The 18,563-nt window shown below is 58.9% G+C and carries 16 protein-coding genes; 10 read left to right on the plus strand and 6 right to left on the minus strand.

The window, feature by feature from the left end; genetic code table 11:
* Positions 1-138: 138 nt before the first annotated feature.
* The 5 genes from meaB to AXE86_RS07510 all read left to right on the plus strand — a co-directional run bounded on the left by meaB (position 139) and on the right by AXE86_RS07510 (position 6,212).
* Positions 139-1,317: a methylmalonyl Co-A mutase-associated GTPase MeaB gene (gene meaB / locus AXE86_RS07490; protein ID WP_009753794.1), complete on the plus strand. Its 1,179-nt coding sequence runs from the start codon at positions 139-141 to the stop codon at positions 1,315-1,317.
* Positions 1,318-1,329: 12 nt separating this feature from the next.
* Entirely contained in the window at positions 1,330-1,887 is a 558-nt protein-coding gene (locus tag AXE86_RS07495; protein ID WP_061946032.1) for a peptide-methionine (S)-S-oxide reductase, read from the plus strand.
* A gap of 305 nt (positions 1,888-2,192) precedes the next feature.
* Positions 2,193-3,857 carry a methyl-accepting chemotaxis protein gene (locus tag AXE86_RS07500; RefSeq protein ID WP_061946034.1) on the plus strand — a complete coding sequence of 555 codons (1,665 nt, stop codon included), beginning with the start codon at positions 2,193-2,195 and terminating at the stop codon, positions 3,855-3,857.
* Between the two features lie 126 nt (positions 3,858-3,983).
* On the plus strand, positions 3,984-5,186 hold the full coding sequence (locus AXE86_RS07505) for a type IV pili methyl-accepting chemotaxis transducer N-terminal domain-containing protein (protein WP_061946036.1): 1,203 nt from the start codon (positions 3,984-3,986) through the stop codon (positions 5,184-5,186).
* 81 nt (positions 5,187-5,267) lie between these two features.
* On the plus strand, positions 5,268-6,212 hold the full coding sequence (locus AXE86_RS07510; protein WP_061946038.1) for a Dyp-type peroxidase: 945 nt from the start codon (positions 5,268-5,270) through the stop codon (positions 6,210-6,212).
* Between the two features lie 54 nt (positions 6,213-6,266).
* Here the strand turns inward: AXE86_RS07510 and AXE86_RS07515 are convergent, their stop codons facing one another.
* Positions 6,267-8,168 carry a PTS fructose transporter subunit IIABC gene (locus AXE86_RS07515; RefSeq protein ID WP_061946040.1) on the minus strand — a complete coding sequence of 634 codons (1,902 nt, stop codon included), beginning with the start codon at positions 8,166-8,168 and terminating at the stop codon, positions 6,267-6,269.
* A gap of 307 nt (positions 8,169-8,475) precedes the next feature.
* Complete coding sequence (pfkB, locus tag AXE86_RS07520; protein ID WP_061946042.1) at positions 8,476-9,384, minus strand: 1-phosphofructokinase; 909 nt, start codon at positions 9,382-9,384, stop codon at positions 8,476-8,478.
* 172 nt (positions 9,385-9,556) lie between these two features.
* Between pfkB and AXE86_RS07525 the strand changes: the two genes are divergently transcribed.
* Entirely contained in the window at positions 9,557-10,495 is a 939-nt protein-coding gene (locus AXE86_RS07525) for a YitT family protein (RefSeq protein WP_061946044.1), read from the plus strand.
* A gap of 221 nt (positions 10,496-10,716) precedes the next feature.
* Positions 10,717-11,349, plus strand: coding sequence for a hypothetical protein (locus AXE86_RS07530; RefSeq protein WP_157064435.1), 633 nt, complete (start codon positions 10,717-10,719; stop codon positions 11,347-11,349).
* A 108-nt stretch (positions 11,350-11,457) separates the two neighbouring features.
* Here AXE86_RS07530 and AXE86_RS07535 read toward each other — a convergent pair whose 3' ends face one another.
* From AXE86_RS07535 to rsmI, 4 genes are all read right to left on the minus strand, one after another.
* Positions 11,458-12,237 (minus strand): TatD family hydrolase, encoded by a 780-nt coding sequence (locus AXE86_RS07535; RefSeq protein ID WP_061946048.1) that lies wholly within the window; start codon positions 12,235-12,237, stop codon positions 11,458-11,460.
* A complete protein-coding gene (gene metG / locus AXE86_RS07540) occupies positions 12,234-13,784 on the minus strand; it encodes a methionine--tRNA ligase (protein ID WP_061946050.1) in 1,551 nt (516 codons plus the stop codon). The genes AXE86_RS07535 and metG overlap by 4 nt, the downstream gene beginning before the upstream one ends.
* Positions 13,785-14,018: 234 nt before the next feature.
* Positions 14,019-14,327: a hypothetical protein gene (locus AXE86_RS07545; RefSeq protein ID WP_061946969.1), complete on the minus strand. Its 309-nt coding sequence runs from the start codon at positions 14,325-14,327 to the stop codon at positions 14,019-14,021.
* A complete protein-coding gene (gene rsmI / locus AXE86_RS07550) occupies positions 14,324-15,178 on the minus strand; it encodes a 16S rRNA (cytidine(1402)-2'-O)-methyltransferase (RefSeq protein WP_061946052.1) in 855 nt (284 codons plus the stop codon). The genes AXE86_RS07545 and rsmI overlap by 4 nt, the downstream gene beginning before the upstream one ends.
* Before the next feature lie 207 nt (positions 15,179-15,385).
* Between rsmI and AXE86_RS07555 the strand changes: the two genes are divergently transcribed.
* The 3 genes from AXE86_RS07555 (at position 15,386) to rfbD (ending at position 18,473) form a co-directional block, all read left to right on the plus strand.
* Positions 15,386-16,072, plus strand: coding sequence for a response regulator transcription factor (locus AXE86_RS07555; protein ID WP_009753811.1), 687 nt, complete (start codon positions 15,386-15,388; stop codon positions 16,070-16,072).
* On the plus strand, positions 16,056-17,486 hold the full coding sequence (locus tag AXE86_RS07560; RefSeq protein ID WP_039981333.1) for a sensor histidine kinase: 1,431 nt from the start codon (positions 16,056-16,058) through the stop codon (positions 17,484-17,486). The genes AXE86_RS07555 and AXE86_RS07560 overlap by 17 nt, the downstream gene beginning before the upstream one ends.
* A gap of 99 nt (positions 17,487-17,585) precedes the next feature.
* Positions 17,586-18,473, plus strand: coding sequence for a dTDP-4-dehydrorhamnose reductase (rfbD, locus tag AXE86_RS07565; protein WP_061946970.1), 888 nt, complete (start codon positions 17,586-17,588; stop codon positions 18,471-18,473).
* Positions 18,474-18,563: the final 90 nt, after the last annotated feature.

Here is an 18,563-nt window from a genome sequence, read left to right on the forward strand (position 1 = left end):
GAACGGTTAAAATCCGCAGGGGGCAGAACGTGTCCTCTTTTCCGCTTGCTTCTCTAGGGTTTGCTCAGGGGAACTGCACGTCTATACAATACAGAAAATATCAACGCCATAATTTTTCCTAGTAGGAAAGGAGGCTTTATGAGCGAAAAATATACCACAGAACGGCCCGACTGGGTACCCGAGGACGCCGACGCGAAGTTTACGACGAGCGTCATGGGCGGCATCGAGGGCATCAAGGATCTGACCGTCGGCAACATCAATCCGAAATTGCTGAACGGGACAGGGATGTCCCACCGCAAACTTGTCCTCAGTGAAGATGACTATGTTGAGGGCGTGGCCCGCGGCGACCGCATGACACTCTCTCGTGCGATCACGCTCATCGAGAGCAACAGCAGCAAGCACTTCAAGCGTGCCCAACGCGTGCTTCAGCGCCTGCTGCCGAAGACGGGCAATGCTCTGCGCATCGGCATCACAGGCGTGCCGGGGGCAGGCAAGTCCACGATGATCGAGGCGTTCGGCAATATGCTCTGCGATGCGGGACACCGTGTCGCTGTGCTCACCGTTGATCCCACAAGTTCCGTCACGAAGGGCTCGATCCTCGGCGACAAGACACGTATGGGAACCCTCTCGCGCCGTCCCGAGGCATTCATCCGCCCCTCTCCTGCAGGTGGAACACTCGGTGGTGTCGCGCGCAAGAGCCGTGAAACCATGCTGCTCTGTGAGGCGGCAGGCTATGATGTCATCATCATCGAGACGGTCGGTGTCGGTCAGTCCGAGACGACCGTACGCTCGATGGTGGATTTCTTCCTGCTCGTCGTGCTGACGGGCGCGGGCGACGAACTGCAGGGCATCAAGAAGGGCATCATGGAGCTTGCGGACGCGATCGTCATCAACAAGGCGGACGGGGACAACCTCATCAAGGCGAAGGTCGCACGCGGGCAGTATGAGCGCATGATCGAGTTTATCCGCCCCGCGACACCGGGCTGGGAGACGCACGCCTATCTTGCCTCCGCGATCGAGAAGACAGGACTTGCCGAGCTGTGGGAGATCATCCGCATCTTCCGTGAGAAGACCACGAAGAGCGGCGTGTGGAAGAAGCGGCGCGACGGGCAGCTGCTCGACTGGATGAACAGCATGATCGACGAGCATCTGCACAACCTGTTCTTTGACGATGCCGTTGTGCGCGGGCGCATGCCTGAGGTAAAGGATGCGGTCCTCTCGGGCGGCATCTCACCGACCCAGGCAGTTGCGGAGCTGCTCAGTGTATTCGATGTGCACCGTGCGGCGGGACGGCAGGTCGACCTCTTTACGAATTGAGGAGGTGTACCCATGATGAAACGCATCTGCCTTTCGGGTGCGGATATGTACGAGCTCGAGGAGGTATTTCGCGGACGGCGCGGCATCGTCTCCGTCCGCACGGGCTACATCAACGCTGCGCCGCAGACCGCGCATGAGGACGCTCTGACAGGCGCGTCGGGCGGTCGTGTGGGCGTTGAGATCGTTTACGATCCCAAAAAGACGGACATCTCACAGTTGCTCGATCTGCATTTTTCCGTCGTTACGCCGTACAGCATCGATGGGCAGGGCTATGTGCGCGGTGCCGTGTATCGCGCGGGCATCTTCTACGAGAGTGCGGAGGACGAGCCGCAGATTGCGCTCTACCTCACCTTTCTCGCAGGCAAGGGACGCTGCCCCGCGACGGGGGAGCACCTGACGCTCAATGACCCAAACAGCAGTGCGGCAGCACGGCGCGTTATGCACGCAACGATGGAGCGGCTGACCTCTTTCCAGCCAGCAGCGGACGAGCATCAGGGCTATCTGCAGCGGCATCCCGAGACGGAGACCTACATCGACCTTGCACGTCTGCGCGAACTTGTTAAACTATAGGAAGTACTGATAAATCCAGCACTGCCGTCTTAGCGCATTTTTTGCCCGCACTGTGTCGGCAAATTGGACAAAAATCTGCGCTAATCTGACAGATTTTATTTTATCAGCGATTCCCCCAAAAGACCATTGGCCTGTGGGACCAGTGGTCTTTTTTTGGAATCATAGACGATTTTTATTTTCATACAGAATTATTTTATGCTATAATCAAAAAAATAAAAAAGTTCTATAGTGTCGTTCCATACGCGCATGTGTCGGATCTTGCGACAGTGTGCAGAATGGACGGGGAAACCAAAGGGGAGACGGGTATGAGCATACGCACGAAACTACAGTCGATTCTTATTCTGCTGTTTGTATTCATCGTGGGATTAGTTGGGCTGAACTTCTTTACGTTCAATGAACTCAAGGGGGATGCGCCTGCGGTCAACGCTTCCGGCTCGCTGCGGATGCGCGCCTATCAGCTTTCGTGGGGGGCAGCACGGCTCGTGTCGGCAGATGAGGGCGACGCACAGACGCTGCGCGCGGCGATGCAGAAGAATCTGGAGGACTACGATCGTATTCTGAAGGGGCTGGAGCAGGGCGATGCGGCGATGGGGCTGACGGCACCCTCGGATGAGGCGGTCCAGCGACAGCTCGGCGTTGTGAAGCCGCTGTGGGAGGCGTACCGCGCTGATATCCGTGCCGCTGCCGAGGGAACGGATGAGGAGGCGCGCCGCACCGCAGAGGCAAAGGCAGCAAAAGAGGTTGCGCCCTTTGTGGCAGAGGTCAACAAGTTGGTCGCTGCCTACGATGCCGCCGGACAGGCGAAGATCGAGAGGTCCAAGGACATCCAGCTCGGCGTGATTCTGCTTGCTGTTCTTGTGGTGGGTGGTGCACTCTGGCTGATTCTCACACAGATTCTGCGCCCCCTGGCGGCGCTGACGGATTCGTTTCGCGGCATTTCTGAGGGCGAGGGGGATCTGACGCAGCAGCTTCACGCAGAGCGCGATGATGAAATCGGACGGATCGTCCTCTACTTCAACACTTTCGTCGGGAAACTGCGTACGATCATACGCGGCGCACAGGAGAGTGCAGCGGAGGTTGCACAGATCTCCGGTGCACTCTCGCAGGCAAGCGGTGAGAGCAGTAAGGCCGTCGAAGTGGTCGCCGGCTCCGTCACCGATGTCGCAGGGCGGGCGAATGAACAGAATACGGATATGCAGGCTCTCGCGGACCATGTGGCACAGATCGCGGAACACATGGCGCAGATGCTCGCGGCTGCCAAACGCTCTGCCGCACTCTCGGCGGATTCTGAGGAAAAGGCAGCGGATGGAAGGGACGGTGCGGCACGTGTTGCATCCCAGACCGATGGCCTGCGCGATATTGTCATGACGATGGATCGGAATGTGCAGACGCTCACGCAGTATGCGGAGGACATCAATCAGATCATCGATCTCATTAAGGGCATCTCGGGGCAGACGAATCTGCTCGCGCTCAACGCTGCGATCGAAGCTGCACGTGCGGGGGAGAGCGGACGTGGTTTTGCTGTCGTCGCGGAGGAGGTGCGCAAGCTCGCTGAGAGCTCGAGCCTTGCGGCGGACGATGTCACGGAAAAGATGACCGGCATTCGTCAGCAGGTGCATGAGACGCGCAGTGCAAATCAGGAGCTGGTCAGCGAGCTCGAGAAGATCACGGAGGCGGTTGCTGCAGTGCGTGCCTCGCTGAATGCCATCGCCGCGAGCTCCGAGGAGAGCCGTCGCGCGGCAGCTGAGATCGTGCAGCTGAATCAGACGGCATCGACAGGCGCACAGAACGTTGTGGGCACGTCGGGGAATGTCGCATCAGCGGCAAAACAGATCGCGGGGCTCACCGAGGACTCGGCGGCTGCCATCGAGGAGCAGAGCGCGACCATGGAACAGGTCGTCGCTACTGCAGAGCGCTTGTCCGGTTTGTCGGCGAAGTTGGACGGTCTTGTCGGAAAGTTCAAGGTCTGAGAAAATATCCAAAATAAATCCGTGTGAATACATTGTAGTTCACACGGATTTATTTGGATGGGGTATTGCACAGGCTACATTCTGCGATATAATACAAGAGAGGAATTTTTTGAAACGAGAGGAAAAATGTCAATCCATAATAAATTACGAATCACGCTTGTTGCCCTCTTCGTCTTCATCATCGGACTTGTCGGACTGAACTTTGCCACCTTTGCCCAGATTGAGGGGGATTCTCCCGCCGTCAATGCCTCCGGCTCGCTGCGCATGCGTGCCTATCAGCTTGCATGGCTCTCGGCACGTATGGTCTCCGCCGATGCAGCGGAGGCAGCGGAGCTCCGCAGTATGATGATGGTGCAGATCGAGATGTATGACCGCATCCTTGCGGGGCTGCGCAGGGGAGATGCCGAGCTCGGCCTTCGTCCGGCATCGGATGAGGCGATCAAGGAACAGCTGCGCACGCTGCAGCCTCTCTGGGAGGAGTACCGCACAAATGTGTTCGCCGTCACGGGGGCTGTGGGGACGGAGGAAAAGCACGAGGCGAATGCCGTCGTTGCTGCCGAAGTTGACGGCTATGTGACCGAGGTGGACAAGCTCGTCACGGCGTATGACAATGCCAGCCAGGCAAAGATCGGCGTTTCCAAGGAGATCGGCGTGGGCGTGATCGTCCTTGCGTTCCTTGTCTTTGCCGTGTCCTCCTACTGCATCATCATGGAGGTACTGCGGCCGATTGCGGCACTGACTGCATCGTTCCGCGAGGTCGCGGGCAAGGAGGCGGATCTCACCCAGCAGCTCACCACCAGACGATTTGACGAGATCGGGCGCATCGTGCAGTCCTTCAACACCTTTGTCAGCGAGCTGCGCCGGATCATGCAGCGTGCGCAGACTTGCGCAGCCGAGGTCGCGGGGCTGTCGGATACGATGTGGCGGGCAAGTGTTGAGAACAGCAAGGCAGTCGAGTACAATGCGCTTGCCATCACCCATGTTGCCGCGCACACCAGCGAGCAGGATGAGAATGTCCAGATGCTCGCGTCGAGTGTGACCGGCATCTCTACACATCTGGAGGAGATGCAGGTACTTGCACAGGCGGAGAACGTGAACCGTACGGCGCTTCTCACCTCTATTGAAGCGGTACGCGCCTGCGCACAGGTCGCAGCAGCGGCATCGGAGGAGGTCGCCAAGGCCTCACATGAGATCGCGGGACATACAACGGATGCGGCGGCCGCAATCGAGCAGGAAACCGCCTCTCTCGATGCCTTTGCCGCAACGGCCGAGCATCTCAAGGGCCACGCTGCCGAGCTGGATGAGCTGGTTGGCAAGTTCAAGGTGTAGCACGGTCGATTCTTGCCTCGCATGGAGCAATGCCGTACCATAGGATCGGGATTTGGATGTGTATGAAATAGGAGGTATACCATGGAGGTCAAGGCAGATCTTGCGCAGGATGTGTTCAAGGATGCGGGGGAGAGCGTCATTTTTGTCATGCTCTCGTTGAAGCGTGAGGACATCGAGAAGGAACGGGAGATCATCGCCGATATGGCGGACCGCATCGGTGCGATTCAGCGATCGATGAACATCCGCGTTGCGCCGGAGACGGTGAAGCTCTCGTTTGGCTTCAGCAACCGCGCGTGGGAATATCTCTTCCCGCATGCCGCGAAACCGAAGGAATTAGAGGATTTCAAGGGCGTCAATGGGAAGAACCATCAGGCCCCGACAACGCCTGCCGATCTTTTCCTGCACGTACGTGCAGATGAGGCATCGACGACCTATCTCGTCGTCGATCAGATCATGGGCTTCCTGCGCCCCATCGTGGATGTTGTGGATGAGACGCACGGTTTTCACTATCGTGAGGGGCGCGCCATCATCGACTTTATCGACGGGACGGAGAATCCCGTCGGTGAGGAGGCGAAGGAGTGGGCGATCATTGGCGCGGAGGATCCGGAGTTCATCAACGGCTCCTATGCCTTCGCGCAGAAATACGTCCACGACCTTGACGCGTGGCGGGCACTGCCGACGGAGGTACAGGAAAAATACGTCGGACGCCGCAAGTACAGCGATCTCGAGCTCTCCGACGAGGAGAAGGATCCGCGCGCACACAATATCATCTCGCAGGACAACCGCGACGACGAGGAACACAAGATCGTGCGCATGAACGTCGTCTATGCGCATCCGGGCGAAGGCGTGCGCGGCACTTACTTTATCGGCTATGCACGCCACTGGGATGTGACGCGGCAGATGCTCACCAATATGTTTACGCAGGACGATCGTCTGCTTGAGTACTCGACGGCACTGAAGGGACAGCTCTTCTTCATCCCGTCGAAGGAGCTCATGGGGCGCATCGCCGAGAGTGAATTGTTCTAAAACGGAAAATACCGCCGTGCCGAGGATCTCGGTGCGGCGGTATTTTCTATGCCGTTATTCTTTGATCGGTTTTTTGAGCATCGACAGGATGACAGCACCGACGAGGGCGCCGATGATGATGCTCACGAGGTACATGAGCGGGTTGCCGATGGTCGGGACGACGAAGATGCCGCCGTGCGGGGCGCGCAGGGTGCAGTCAAAGACCATGGTGAGTGCGCCCGCGAGTGCCGAGCCGACGACCATCGAGGGGATGACGCGCACAGGGTCTGCCGCCGCGAAGGGGATTGCACCCTCCGTGATGAAGGAGAGCCCCATGACGTAGTTCGTGATGCCCGCCTTGCGCTGGCTCTCGGTGAAGCGGTTCTTAAAGAGGGTGGTGGCGAGGGCAATCGCGAGCGGCGGAACCATGCCGCCGGCCATGACTGCTGCCATGACGTGATACTCGCCCGAGGCGAGGAGCCCCGTGCCCGTGACATACGCCGCCTTGTTGATCGGGCCGCCCATGTCGATTGCCATCATTCCACCGACGACGATGCCCATAAGGACGCGCGCTGAGGGATCCATGCTGCCGAGTGTTGCGACCATCCATGTGTTGATGGCGGCGACGGGCGGCGTGATGATGAAAAGGGTGATAAAGCCGATGATGAGGATGCCGAAGAACGGATAGAGCAGGACAGGCTTGATGCCGTCGAGTGCGGCGGGCAGTCCCGCAAAGCCCTTCTTCAGCAGGTTGACGGCGTAGCCGCCGATGAAGCCCGCGAGGAGCGCGCCGAGGAAGCCCGTGCCGTGCGCGCCCGCGAGTGCACCGCCGACGAAGCCGACGGCAAGGCCGGGGCGGTCAGCGATGGACATGGCGATGAAGCCCGCGAGAACGGGGAGCATGAAGCCGAACGATGCGCCGCCGACATCCATGAAGAATTTGGCGAGCGGGGTGTTCGAGCCGAAATACGACGGGTCAATCGTGTAGTCGTCAAAGAGGAAGGCGAGGGCGATGAGGATACCGCCGCCGACGACGAACGGGAGCATGTGCGAGACGCCGTTCATAAGGTGCTTGTAGATCTGGCGCCCGAGGCTTTCCTCCTCGGATGCATCCGCCCCCTCTGCCGTATCCGCACCGTTCGCGTGATAGACGGGCGCAGAGCCCGCGAGAGCACGGTCGATGAGCTCATCTGCCTTGTTGATGCCGTCCGCAACCTTCGTGATGACGACGCGGTGTCCGTCAAAGCGCGACATGGCGACGTTCTTGTCCGCCGCAACGATGATGCCGTCGGCAGCGGCGATCTCCTCCGGTGTGAGGACGTTCTTCACGCCCGCCGATCCGTTCGTCTCGACCTTGATGGAGATGCCGCGTTTCTTCGCGTGCTGTTCCAGGCTCTCTGCCGCCATAAAGGTGTGCGCGATGCCCGTGGGGCAGGCGGTGACGGCGAGGATCTGGATGTGGTCGGCGGCAGGTGCGCTTTCCGTGCTCTCCTCCGCCGCGTTCGGTGCGGTGAAGGTGCCGTTTTCCTTCGCGTCGATGAGGCTGCGGAATTCCTCGACGGTCTTGGCGGCGATGAGTGCCTCCTTGAAGTCAGGATCCATAATCATGGTCGCAAGGCTGGAGAGGATGGTGAGGTGCTCATCGTTCGCGCCGTTCGGTGCGGCGATCATGAAGAAGAGGCGGCTTGGGTTGCCGTCCATCGCGGCAAAGTCCATCCCGTCGGGGATGGTCATGGCGGCGAGCCCTGCTGTCTTTACGCCGTCGCTCTTGGCGTGCGGCGTTGCAATACCGTCGCCGAGGCCTGTCGTGCCGCTCGCCTCACGTGCGAGTACGTCCTTGACGTACTGTTCCTTGTCACTGAGGTTTCCGCCCTTTTCCATGCAGTCCGCGAGCAGGCGGATAGCTGCCTCTTTGGAGGCGGGGGCGGAGACGCCGAGGGCAATGCTCTCGGGCTTCAAAAGGTCGTTGATATGCAAAGGGAAAACCCTCCTTTTTTATCGTGTTGTATGTGCTGTGCAATACTCCTCGCAGAACATTCATGTTGTTTGGAGTGGCGTGCAGTCCTTTAGCAAACCCTAGTGGAGCAAGCGGCACAGAGTGTGCGACCCGCCCCCTGCGGATTTTAATCGATCAAGCGCAGCGCGTTTGGAATCCGCAGGTATTTTGGCGGACGAGCACACGACCGCTTGCGTAACGAGGGTTCTGCGTAGGACGCACGCCACATGGACTGCACAGGTGCGATGGGGGTGGATTCATTTGCGTAGGACGCACGCCACCATTACCTCACTCGATGGTTTTCAGCAGCGCGAGAGCCTCCTCGCGTGTGGCGAGGTTCGGCGAGAATGCCGAGGCGGAGCCGGTCGCAACGCCCATGTAGAAGGCGCGCTCGTAGTCGCCGTCCGACTCCATATAGCCCGCGAGGAAGCCCGCGACCATCGAGTCGCCCGCGCCGACGGAGTTGACGAGGGTGCCCTTCGGCGCGGCAGAGCGATAGAATACGCCTTCCTCTGTGAGGAGGATCGCGCCGTCGCCCGCCATGGAGATGAGGACGTTCGTCGCACCCTCGTCCTGCAGGCGTTTTGCGTGTTCGATGATCTCGTCGTCTGTTTTCAGCGTCACGCCAAACATCTCGCCGAGCTCATGATTGTTCGGCTTGATGAGGAACGGGTGATACTTCAATACGCGCCGCAGGAGATTTTTGGTCGCGTCGACGGCGATGCGGATGCCGCGTCCGTCGAGGTGCTCCATGATGCGCTCATAGATGTCGTCGGGCAGTGTGTTCGGAATCGAGCCTGCGAGGACGAGTGTATCGCCGCGCTTCAGCCGATCGAGTTTTTCAAACAGCGCGCGCTGCGCTTCGGGTGGAATCTTCGGCCCCTGCCCGTTGATCTCCGTCTCACGCTCCGCCTTGATCTTGACGTTGATGCGTGAGAACCCTTCGTCGAGATGTACGAAGTCCTCCGTCACATTGAATGAGCGGAGCTGCTGCTGCATCGCCGTACCTGTGAATCCCGCGAGGAAGCCGAGTGCCGTTGCATCATGCCCGAGATTTTTCAGTACGATGGCGACGTTGATGCCCTTGCCTCCCGGCAGGATCTGCTCATAGTTCACGCGGTTGATCTCGCCCGGGGTGAACTGCTCCAATCGGACGATGTAGTCAATCGACGGATTGAAGGTGACCGTGTAGATCATATACATCCCTCCTGTCCCATTACAGATGAATCTCTTTCCGATATTGCCATCATATAATGCAGGTATAGTAAAGTCAAGAAAGTCGTTCTCATAGCGGTGGACTTGTCAGCGGATTTTCTTTCCTCTATAATAAAAAAGAAAGGTACAGCGTTTTTGGGGAATGGGAGGACGTATGAACGAAATCGTAGACAGCAGTACTGAGCAGGTGCTCGTGGAGGCACAGGAAAAGCCGGCACCGACGCCGCGCCCCAAGAAGGCAGCTCCGAAGGGGGCATTTTTCTACATCAAAAAATGCCTGCGGCTCATTCTCGGCGCGTTCATCACTGCCGTAGGACTCGATCTTTTCCTCATCCCGAACAATGTCATCGACGGTGGTGTTGTGGGTCTGTCGATCATGTCGCAGACCATCACGGGCATGAGTCTCGGTGTGTTTCTCGTGCTCTATAATATTCCCTTTGTCTTTATGGGGTACAAACAGATCGGCAAGAGTTTCGCGCTCTCGACGGTCTTTGCCATCATCATGCTCTCGATCTGGTCGAGTGTGCTTCACGACGTACCGCAGGTGACGAATGACCCGTTCCTCGCTGCGATCTTCGGCGGCGTGGTGACGGGGCTCGGCGTCGGCATCGTCATGCGTACGGGCGGCTGCTTCGACGGGACAGAGATCGTCGCGATCATCATGGATGCGCGGACCCAGTTCTCCGTCGGCGAGGTGGTCATGTTCATCAACCTCTTTATCCTCTCCTCGGCGGGACTGCTCTACGGCTGGGACAAGGCGATGTACTCGCTCTTTGCCTACTTCGTCATCGCGAAGATGATCGACGTGGTGCTCAAGGGTCTCGACGAATCGTACGCCGTCATGATCGTCACGAGCGAGCACGAGGAGATGACCATTGCGCTCAATGAGCGGCTCGGGCGCGGTGTGACCCTGCTGCACGGGGCTGGCGGCTACACGGGCGAGGCGAAGGAAGTCCTCTACTGCGTCGTCACGCGCCTTGAGCTCGACAAGCTGAAGGAAATCGTCCTCGACAAGGACGAGCGCGCCTTTGTGACCATCAATGCCGTGCATGACATCGTGGGTGGACGGTTCAAGAAAAAGGCGATTCACTAAGGATTCCCCAAAGCCTCCCCCGTACACGCGGGGGAGGGGGCCGCGAGCGGTCAACGTCAACCAATCACACGTCGCTAACGCTCGTGTTCTTGAGACGTTTTCGCATACGACCTGTTTCCAAATCAGCTGCGCCCTATGGGCTTGCCTCTTGGACAGGTCAGCAAGCGGTGGAAGGGGCATCGTCTGCAATGTATCCGTGCTTTCTTGGGGGAGATTGATCGGTGATGAAACAGTTTCTCAGATATACGGCTCTGCTGAGCTTCTTTCTCCTGCTCCTGCCCACGGCACCTGCGCTTGGCGCTGCGCGCATCGCACAGCTGCCGCTCGTGGTGGAGGGCGGTGCAGGGGATGTCGATGCGGAGACGGTGGATGCGCTCGAGGAGATGGTCGCGCGCGATCTCTACATGCCGCTGAACGATACGGTGGGCTGGCTCACCTACGTCGATGACCGTGCGCTGATGGATGCGTATGATAGTGCCTGTGGGCAGTATGCCACGCGGCGCGGCTATGACTATCCTGCTGTCCTGCGTGCGACGGCAGATGCCGTGGAGGCAGACCTCGTCGTTCTGCCGATCCTCACGACCTACTATGAGGAGATATATTACACGAGTATCTTCTATGAGGAGAATTTTCTGCACAGCGGTGCCGCCGTCCGCCTACTCGTCTATGACCGCGCAGCGGGGGAGATCATTGACCGCCGCGATGCGCGCTCATACGCGGATGAGGATCAGCCGAGCGGCAGGGCGTATGTCCTCGCGGGCGAGGTGATGCGTAACGTCCTCGCCGCGGCTAATCTCCGTGCGCACGTGCGCGATCTGCGCGAGACGGCGCGGGGCGCAGAGGGGCAGCAGTAAGATAACTGAAAAACCGCATCACGCGAGATGGTGAATCTCAGTGTGATGCGGTTTTTTGATGTGTTGAGAAAGTGTGACTAAGATGATGAAGAATTTATCCGTGATACACTAATTGTTCAGCTTCGGATAGAGCCGTTCTGCGTTCTCTGTCGTATAGCGTGCTACGTCCTCGATGGTCTCGCCGCGGAGCTCGGCGATCTTGGCGGCGATATGCGTGACGCAGGCGGGCTCGTTGCGTTTGCCGCGCAGGGGGACGGGAGCGAGGTAGGGGCAGTCCGTCTCGACGAGGAGTTTGTCTGCCGGAGCCTCGCGGACGATGTCGGGCAGTTTCGCCGCATTCTTGTACGTGAGCGGCCCGTCAATGCCAATGTACCAGCCCATCTTCCACAGCTCACGAGCCATCTCAAGACTGCCCGAGTAGCAGTGGAGGACGCCCGTGAGTCCCGCCCCCTCGGCGCGCAGTATGGCGAGTGTGTCGCCGTGCGCCTCGCGGTCATGGATGCAGACGGGAAGACCCGCCTCGCGTGCGAGGTCAAGCTGCGCTGCAAGGAGGTCACGCTGCAGGGCGCGGCGCGACGCGTCCTTTTCCCAGTAGTAGTCGAGTCCGATCTCGCCGATGGCGACGACCTTCGGATGCTGTGCCCATGTGAGGAGCTGACGGCGCATCTCGTCCGTCAGCACACATGCGCTCTCGGGGTGGATGCCGACGGCGGCATAGAGTGCGGGATATTCCTCCGCATCCTGCACCACCTGCGCGGATGCCGCCATCGTATCGCCCATGCTGATGATCTTCGTTACGCCCGCCTCATGCGCGCGTGCGATCACATCGATGCGGTCATCGTCGAATTTTTCATCGCAGAGGTGGGCGTGCGTGTCGATGAGTGTCATGCCTTCTCGACCTCGATGCGCGGGAAGAGCTGCTCTGCCGTGCCGACCGCATGCCCGTCAGGCGTTGTGCCCCATGCGGCGATGTCCGCCAGCTGCACGCCGTCAAAGTCCGCATGGAAGCCGAGCTGCTCGTGGGTGCGGCGTGCCGTCGTCGGCATGAACGGCGCGATGAGGACGCTGACGATGTGCAGCGTCTCGACAAGGTGATAGAGCACAGCGTCAAGCTGCGCCGCCTTCGCTTCGTCCTTGGCGAGCGTCCACGGCGCAGTTTCGTCGATGTATTTGTTCGTACGCGAGATCAGCGCCCAGACGGTCTTTACTGCGGCGGAGAGCTCCATCGCGTCCATCTGCTCCGTATAGTCGTGCACCGTCGCCGCCGTCATCGTTTCGAGTGCCGCGTCGAAGTCCGTGCGCCCTTCACCCTTTGTGATAACGCCCTTCCGATATTTTTTTGCCATGGAGAGCGTGCGGTGAAGCAGGTTGCCGAGATCGTTCGCCAGATCGGAGTTGATGCGTCCGATGAGCGCATCGCGCGAGATGTTGCCGTCCTGTCCGAGTGCGATCTCGCGCAGGAGAAAGTAGCGGATGGCGTCCGCGCCGAACTCCTCGATGAGGGCAATCGGATCGACCACGTTGCCGACCGACTTCGACATCTTGGCGCCGTTGACGATGAGCCAGCCGTGCCCGTAGACCTTTTTCGGCAGGTCAAGCCCGAGCGCCATAAGCATACAGCCCCAGATGATCGTGTGAAAGCGCACGATTTCCTTGCCGACGAGATGCACGTCCGCCGGCCAGTATTTATGGAACATTTCCTTGTCGTGGAGATAGCCGATCGGCGTGAGATAGTTCGTGAGTGCGTCGAACCAGACGTAGACGACGTGCTTCGGGTCGAACGGCACGGGGATGCCCCAGTCGAACGAGGTGCGCGAGACGCACAGATCCTCCAAGCCCTGCTCGATGAAGGCGATCATCTCGTTGCGGCGTGAGACGGGCTGGATGAAGTCGGGATGCTCGTTGATGTAGGCGAGCAGACGATCTGCATACTTGCTCATGCGGAAAAAGTATGCCTCCTCGGAGACCTCCTGCACAGGGCGGTGACAGTCGGGGCAGCAGCCGTTCTCGTCGAGCTGCAGCTTCGTCCAGTAGCTCTCGCACGGTGTGCAGTAGAGCCCCGTGTACGCGCCCTTGTAGATGTCGCCCTGATCGTAGATGCGCTGGAAGATGTCCTGCACGAGCTCATGGTGGCGCGGCTGCGTCGTACGGATGAAGTCGTCGTAGGAGATGCCGAGCAGCCGCCACAGCTCCTGAAAGCTCGCAACGATGCGGTCAACGTACTGGATGGGCGTGATGCCCTCCTTCTCCGCCGCCTGCTGGATCTTCTGCCCGTGCTCATCCGAGCCGGTCAGGAAGAACACGTCAAACCCCGCGAGCCGCTTGTAGCGCGCAATGGTATCCGCAACCGTCGTGCAGTAGGCGTGACCGATGTGCAGCTTCGCGCTTGGGTAGTAGATGGGGGTGGTGATGTAAAATGGAGTCTTTTCGCTCATAAATCATGCCTCGTTTCGATTTGATGTATTATATAGTAGCATAGAGTGTGCGGGGTGACAACTGCGGCGGCATTCATATACACAGAGAACTGTATTTATCATATCTACTTTTACAAGAATGATGTGCTCTGGACGAGCATCTCCATCAGCATCTGTGCCGCTGCGGACAATCGTCTGCGCTAGGGAATATTTCTGTATCGGAGGTGAAAGACGACCCCATATGTATCGGCATGGTCAAGCGGAGACATTTTTGATCGCGTGAATGACCTTGTCTGCAACCGCCCGATACACGGCCCAACCGCGATCATAGTGATTGCACTCACAGCAGACATAGCCGATAAACCCTGCCAACTCATCAAGAGCAGGGGCATTCCGCCACGGGGGACATGCCTTCAGCCGCTTGCAGATCAAGTGAACCTCATGCTCATATTCGTCCAGCGGCGCACACGGAAACAAATGCAGGGGGTCCCATTCGTCGATGACCTTTTTCACGGCGAGAAAGGTCTCCAACTGTGGTATTGATGCGCTTAAATACAGATTCATGTATCGCATAGCTTCTCCCCCAGCACCGCCTGATATACCTCCCTGCGTGAGATGCCGCATTCCTGTGCGGTGCGGCGCATGGCTTCCTTCTTGTCGAGGCCTGCGGCGATATGTGCTGCATAGTGCTCTATGAGGGACATCTCCTCCCCATCATCCGCAGCGACATTCTCATCTGCGCCCGCGACGACGATCACGAACTCGCCGCGCGGCTCGTTCTCCCGGTAGTAGTCTGAGAGCTCGCCGAGCGGCGCACGGCGGAACTCTTCGAACTTCTTCGTCAGTTCGCGTGCGGCGCACGCCTGCCGCTCTTTTCCAAGGCACTCTGTGAGAGCGTCAAGCGTTTCACGCAGACGATGCGGCGCCTCGTAGAAGATGAGCGTCGCGGGGGAGGCGGCGACGCGTGCCAGCACCTCGCGCCGTTTCTTTTCCTTGCGCGGGAGAAAGCCGACGAAGGTGAATCCTTCGAGTGGGAGTCCCGCGCAGATGAGTGCGGATAGTGCGGCGTTCGCGCCCGGCAGCGGGGTGACGGAGATGCCGGCGGCGACGGCGCGGCGCACAAGATCCCCGCCGGGATCGGCGATGCCCGGGAGCCCCGCATCGCTGACGCAGACGATGGTCTCCCCTGCCTGCATCCGTGCGATGAGTTCGGGGCCCTTGGCATCCTTGTTGTGCTCATGGTAGCTGGTCATGGGCGTATGGATGTCGTAGTGCGCGAGGAGTCCGCGCGTATGGCGCGTGTCCTCGGCGGCGATGAGATCCGCCGTGCGCAGCATCTCAACGGCACGGTAGGTGATGTCGCCGAGGTTGCCGATGGGCGTTGCACAGAGATAGAGCCGTCCGTTTTCGTTCACTGCTGTTCCTCCATTTTGTCATTCCTACCTTGTTTTATACGGGACGGATGCACTATTGTCAAGGAAAACCAAAAGAAAACCGGGGGAAATCGTCATGTCCTTAAAATTTCGATTATATTTTGCTGTTTTCGCTTTTAATTCTTCCTGCATTCATATATAGTATAGGCATTAAATACATCAATAGGGAAATGATGTGAGGTGTTTCAGATGGAAGAGAAGACACATGTCCTTATCGTGGAGGATGAGACGCGAATTGCCCGTTTTTTGCAGATGGAATTAGAGCACGAGGGCTTTACGGCCGAGATCGAGGGGAACGGTACGCGTGCCTATGAGCGCATCATTCAGGAGAATTTCGACATTATCCTGCTCGATGTGATGTTGCCCGGCATGGACGGGATCGAGATTTGCCGCCGTGTGCGCACGGTGTCAAACGTGCCCATCATCATGCTGACGGCGCGCGATGCGGTGGAGGACAGGGTCGAGGGACTCGACATCGGTGCGGACGACTACATCACGAAGCCGTTTGCCGTGCCTGAGCTGATCGCACGCATCCGCAACGCGCTCCGCCGCCGCGATATCTCGACGGACGATGCATCCGACCGCCTGACGGTGAAAAATCTCATCATGTTCCTCTCGCGCTATGAGGTGCAGGTGGATGGGGAGACGGTCGCGCTTACAAAGCGCGAGTATGACCTCCTGGAGTATCTCCTGCGCAACAAGCGTACAGTGCTGACCCGCGATCAAATTCTGCAGGAGGTATGGGGCTTCGACTACACGGGCGAGACCAACGTCGTCGATGTCTACATTCGCTATCTGCGCGCCAAGCTGGATGACCGCTTCCATAAGAAGTACATTTATACGGTGCGGGGCGTCGGCTATGTGGTGCGCGATTAGGAGACGACTGTCGGACTGGGCTGACCGCTGTCTCTATATCCGCATCTCAACCAAGATCACGTTGATGTATGCCGCCATCCTCTTTTTCGTGCTTATTCTTTCTACGACGATTCTGGGGATGGGCGCATACATCTTTTTTTATCGGCAGGCAGAGGTCGATCTCGACCGCAGTATCCGTCATGTGATGAACAACATCGAGAGCGGAAATGCGGCCGAAGCGAAGTTCTGGTTTGAGGGACCCGTGATCCCCGGCGTGATCGTGCGGATAACGGATGATGCGGGGCGCGTTGTTCTCGATACGGATCCGCACTTTCCGTCGAATGCGGCGATCGAGCAGGGCCGAGTGCAGACGCCGTTCTGGGCAAACCCCGAGATGGAGGTCTCCGAGTTCCGCAACGGCTCGGTCTATCATGCTCAGCGTACGATCGAGTACGGCGGCACCACCTATCGGATTCATTTTTTACGCACGATTACGACGGAAAAGGATTTTTTCTACTCGCTGCAGCGGCTGCTCTTCTATACCGTTGCGATCTGCTTTGTGCTCGCGCTCATCGCAGGGCATTTCATCAGTCGGCGCATTCTGACACCGATTCGCGCGATCACGCGGACGGCGGGCAGCATCGAGGTGGAGCGCCTCGGACAGCGTCTCACGATCCCGCGCGCGCGCGATGAGCTCTCGGAGCTGGCGCGTACGTTCAACCGAATGCTTGAGCGTCTGCAGGAGGGCTTTGTCCAGCAGCAGAGGTTCGTCTCGGATGCCTCCCATGAGCTGCGCACGCCGCTGACGGTCATCCTCGGATACTCCGACATGCTCTCGCGCTGGGGGCGTGAGGATAAGGAGATCCTCGAGGAGGGCATCACGGCGATCCGCTCTGAGGCGGAGAATATGCAGCAGCTCATCGAGAAACTGCTCTTCCTCGCGCGTGCCGACCAGAAGCGTCAGGCAGTGCACAAGGAGACGGTGCTTCTTGCGGAGATTCTCTCGGATACGATGGAAAAGATGCAGATGGTGACGAGCTCGCACGAGGTGGTTCTGGATAGGAACGACGAAGCGGTGGTCAGCGCCGATCCCGTTCTCCTGCGTCAGCTCTTCCGCATCTTCCTCGAAAACAGCCGAAAGTACACGCCTGCCGGAGGCCACATCCGTGCGTCGTCCATCATGGCCGCGGACGGCAAATCCGTCACGGTGACGCTCTCGGACGACGGCATCGGTATCGCGCCGGAACATCAGGCGCATATCTTCGAGCGGTTCTACCGCGTGGACTCCTCGCGTACGAAGGAGACGGGCGGCTCTGGGCTGGGTCTCTCGATCGCCCGATGGATTGCCGAGCAGCATGGCATCCGCATCGCGGTGAAGAGCGCAGAGGGGCAGGGGACTGCCATCTCCCTTGTGATGCCGACACTTAAATCATAGTGTATACTGAAAAGGCGTCGCCCATGGGCGGCGCCTTTGTGATACAATAAGAGCAAGAAATCACGGATAATACGCATGGAAAAGAAAGGACGGATTGCGATGAAAATCCTCATCACGGGAGCGACGGGACAGCTCGGCTATGACTGCGTGAAGGAGTTCCGTGCGCGCGGGCACGAGGTACACGGCGTCTCCTCGGAGCTCTTTCCGCTGTCGGACGAGAATGTCATGCGTGCCGTCATCGAGGCGACCGAGCCGGACGCCATCCTCCATGCAGCCGCATACACCGCCGTGGACAAGGCAGAGGACGAGCCTGCTCGCTGCCGTCTCATCAATGCGGCGGGGACGGAGATCCTCGCACGTCTTGCCGCGGAGCGCGGGATCAGACTCCTCTACATCAGTACGGACTACGTTTTCCCCGGGACGGGCACGACGCCGTATGAGACGGATGATATGACGGGACCGCGCAACGTCTACGGTGCGTCGAAGCTCATGGGCGAGGAGGCGGTCATGGCGCATCTCTCCCAGTACTTCATCGTCCGCATTTCGTGGGTGTTCGGCATCCACGGCAAGAATTTTGTCAAGACCATGCTGACCCTCGCGCAGGAGCACAAGAGTCTCTCCGTCGTCGGCGATCAGGTTGGCTCACCGACCTATACACATGACCTCGCTTCGCTGCTCGCCGATATGATTGCATCGGAGAAGTACGGCATCTACCACGCGACCAACGAGGGCTTCTGCTCGTGGGCGCAGTTCGCTGCTGAGGTCTTCCGTGCGGCAGGGAAGGCGGTGAGCGTCACCTCTGTGCCCACGCACAGCTATCCGACAAAGGCGGTGCGCCCGCTGAACTCGCGCCTCAGCAAGAAGAGTCTCGATGCGGCGGGGTTCCGCCGTCTGCCCCCGTGGCAGAATGCCGTGGCGCGGTACATCGAGGAGCTGCGGCGGGAGGAGGGAGGATCTCCGTCCATGATGCAGAATGCAGAAGCCTAATCAGAATACAGTAGGTCTGATGTTGACGGGGGCGTGACAAGACACGCCCATTCTGCTATAATAACGGATGTTTTTTTATATCCCATCATC

Source organism: Selenomonas sp. oral taxon 136 (genome assembly GCF_001554015.1).
GTDB lineage: Bacteria > Bacillota > Negativicutes > Selenomonadales > Selenomonadaceae > Centipeda > Centipeda felix.

What these genes read in the sequence shown, in the direction of transcription:
- AXE86_RS07535 (WP_061946048.1), bottom strand. Translation starts at nt 12,237, where the DNA reads ATGACACTCATCGACACGCACGCCCACCTCTGCGATGAAAAATTCGAC.
- rfbD (WP_061946970.1), top strand. Translation starts at nt 17,586, where the DNA reads ATGAAAATCCTCATCACGGGAGCGACGGGACAGCTCGGCTATGACTGC.
- AXE86_RS07555 (WP_009753811.1), top strand. Translation starts at nt 15,386, where the DNA reads ATGGAAGAGAAGACACATGTCCTTATCGTGGAGGATGAGACGCGAATT.
- AXE86_RS07500 (WP_061946034.1), top strand. Translation starts at nt 2,193, where the DNA reads ATGAGCATACGCACGAAACTACAGTCGATTCTTATTCTGCTGTTTGTA.
- AXE86_RS07495 (WP_061946032.1), top strand. Translation starts at nt 1,330, where the DNA reads ATGATGAAACGCATCTGCCTTTCGGGTGCGGATATGTACGAGCTCGAG.
- AXE86_RS07505 (WP_061946036.1), top strand. Translation starts at nt 3,984, where the DNA reads ATGTCAATCCATAATAAATTACGAATCACGCTTGTTGCCCTCTTCGTC.
- pfkB (WP_061946042.1), bottom strand. Translation starts at nt 9,384, where the DNA reads ATGATCTACACGGTCACCTTCAATCCGTCGATTGACTACATCGTCCGA.
- metG (WP_061946050.1), bottom strand. Translation starts at nt 13,784, where the DNA reads ATGAGCGAAAAGACTCCATTTTACATCACCACCCCCATCTACTACCCA.
- AXE86_RS07560 (WP_039981333.1), top strand. Translation starts at nt 16,056, where the DNA reads ATGTGGTGCGCGATTAGGAGACGACTGTCGGACTGGGCTGACCGCTGT.
- AXE86_RS07545 (WP_061946969.1), bottom strand. Translation starts at nt 14,327, where the DNA reads ATGAATCTGTATTTAAGCGCATCAATACCACAGTTGGAGACCTTTCTC.
- AXE86_RS07510 (WP_061946038.1), top strand. Translation starts at nt 5,268, where the DNA reads ATGGAGGTCAAGGCAGATCTTGCGCAGGATGTGTTCAAGGATGCGGGG.
- AXE86_RS07525 (WP_061946044.1), top strand. Translation starts at nt 9,557, where the DNA reads ATGAACGAAATCGTAGACAGCAGTACTGAGCAGGTGCTCGTGGAGGCA.
- meaB (WP_009753794.1), top strand. Translation starts at nt 139, where the DNA reads ATGAGCGAAAAATATACCACAGAACGGCCCGACTGGGTACCCGAGGAC.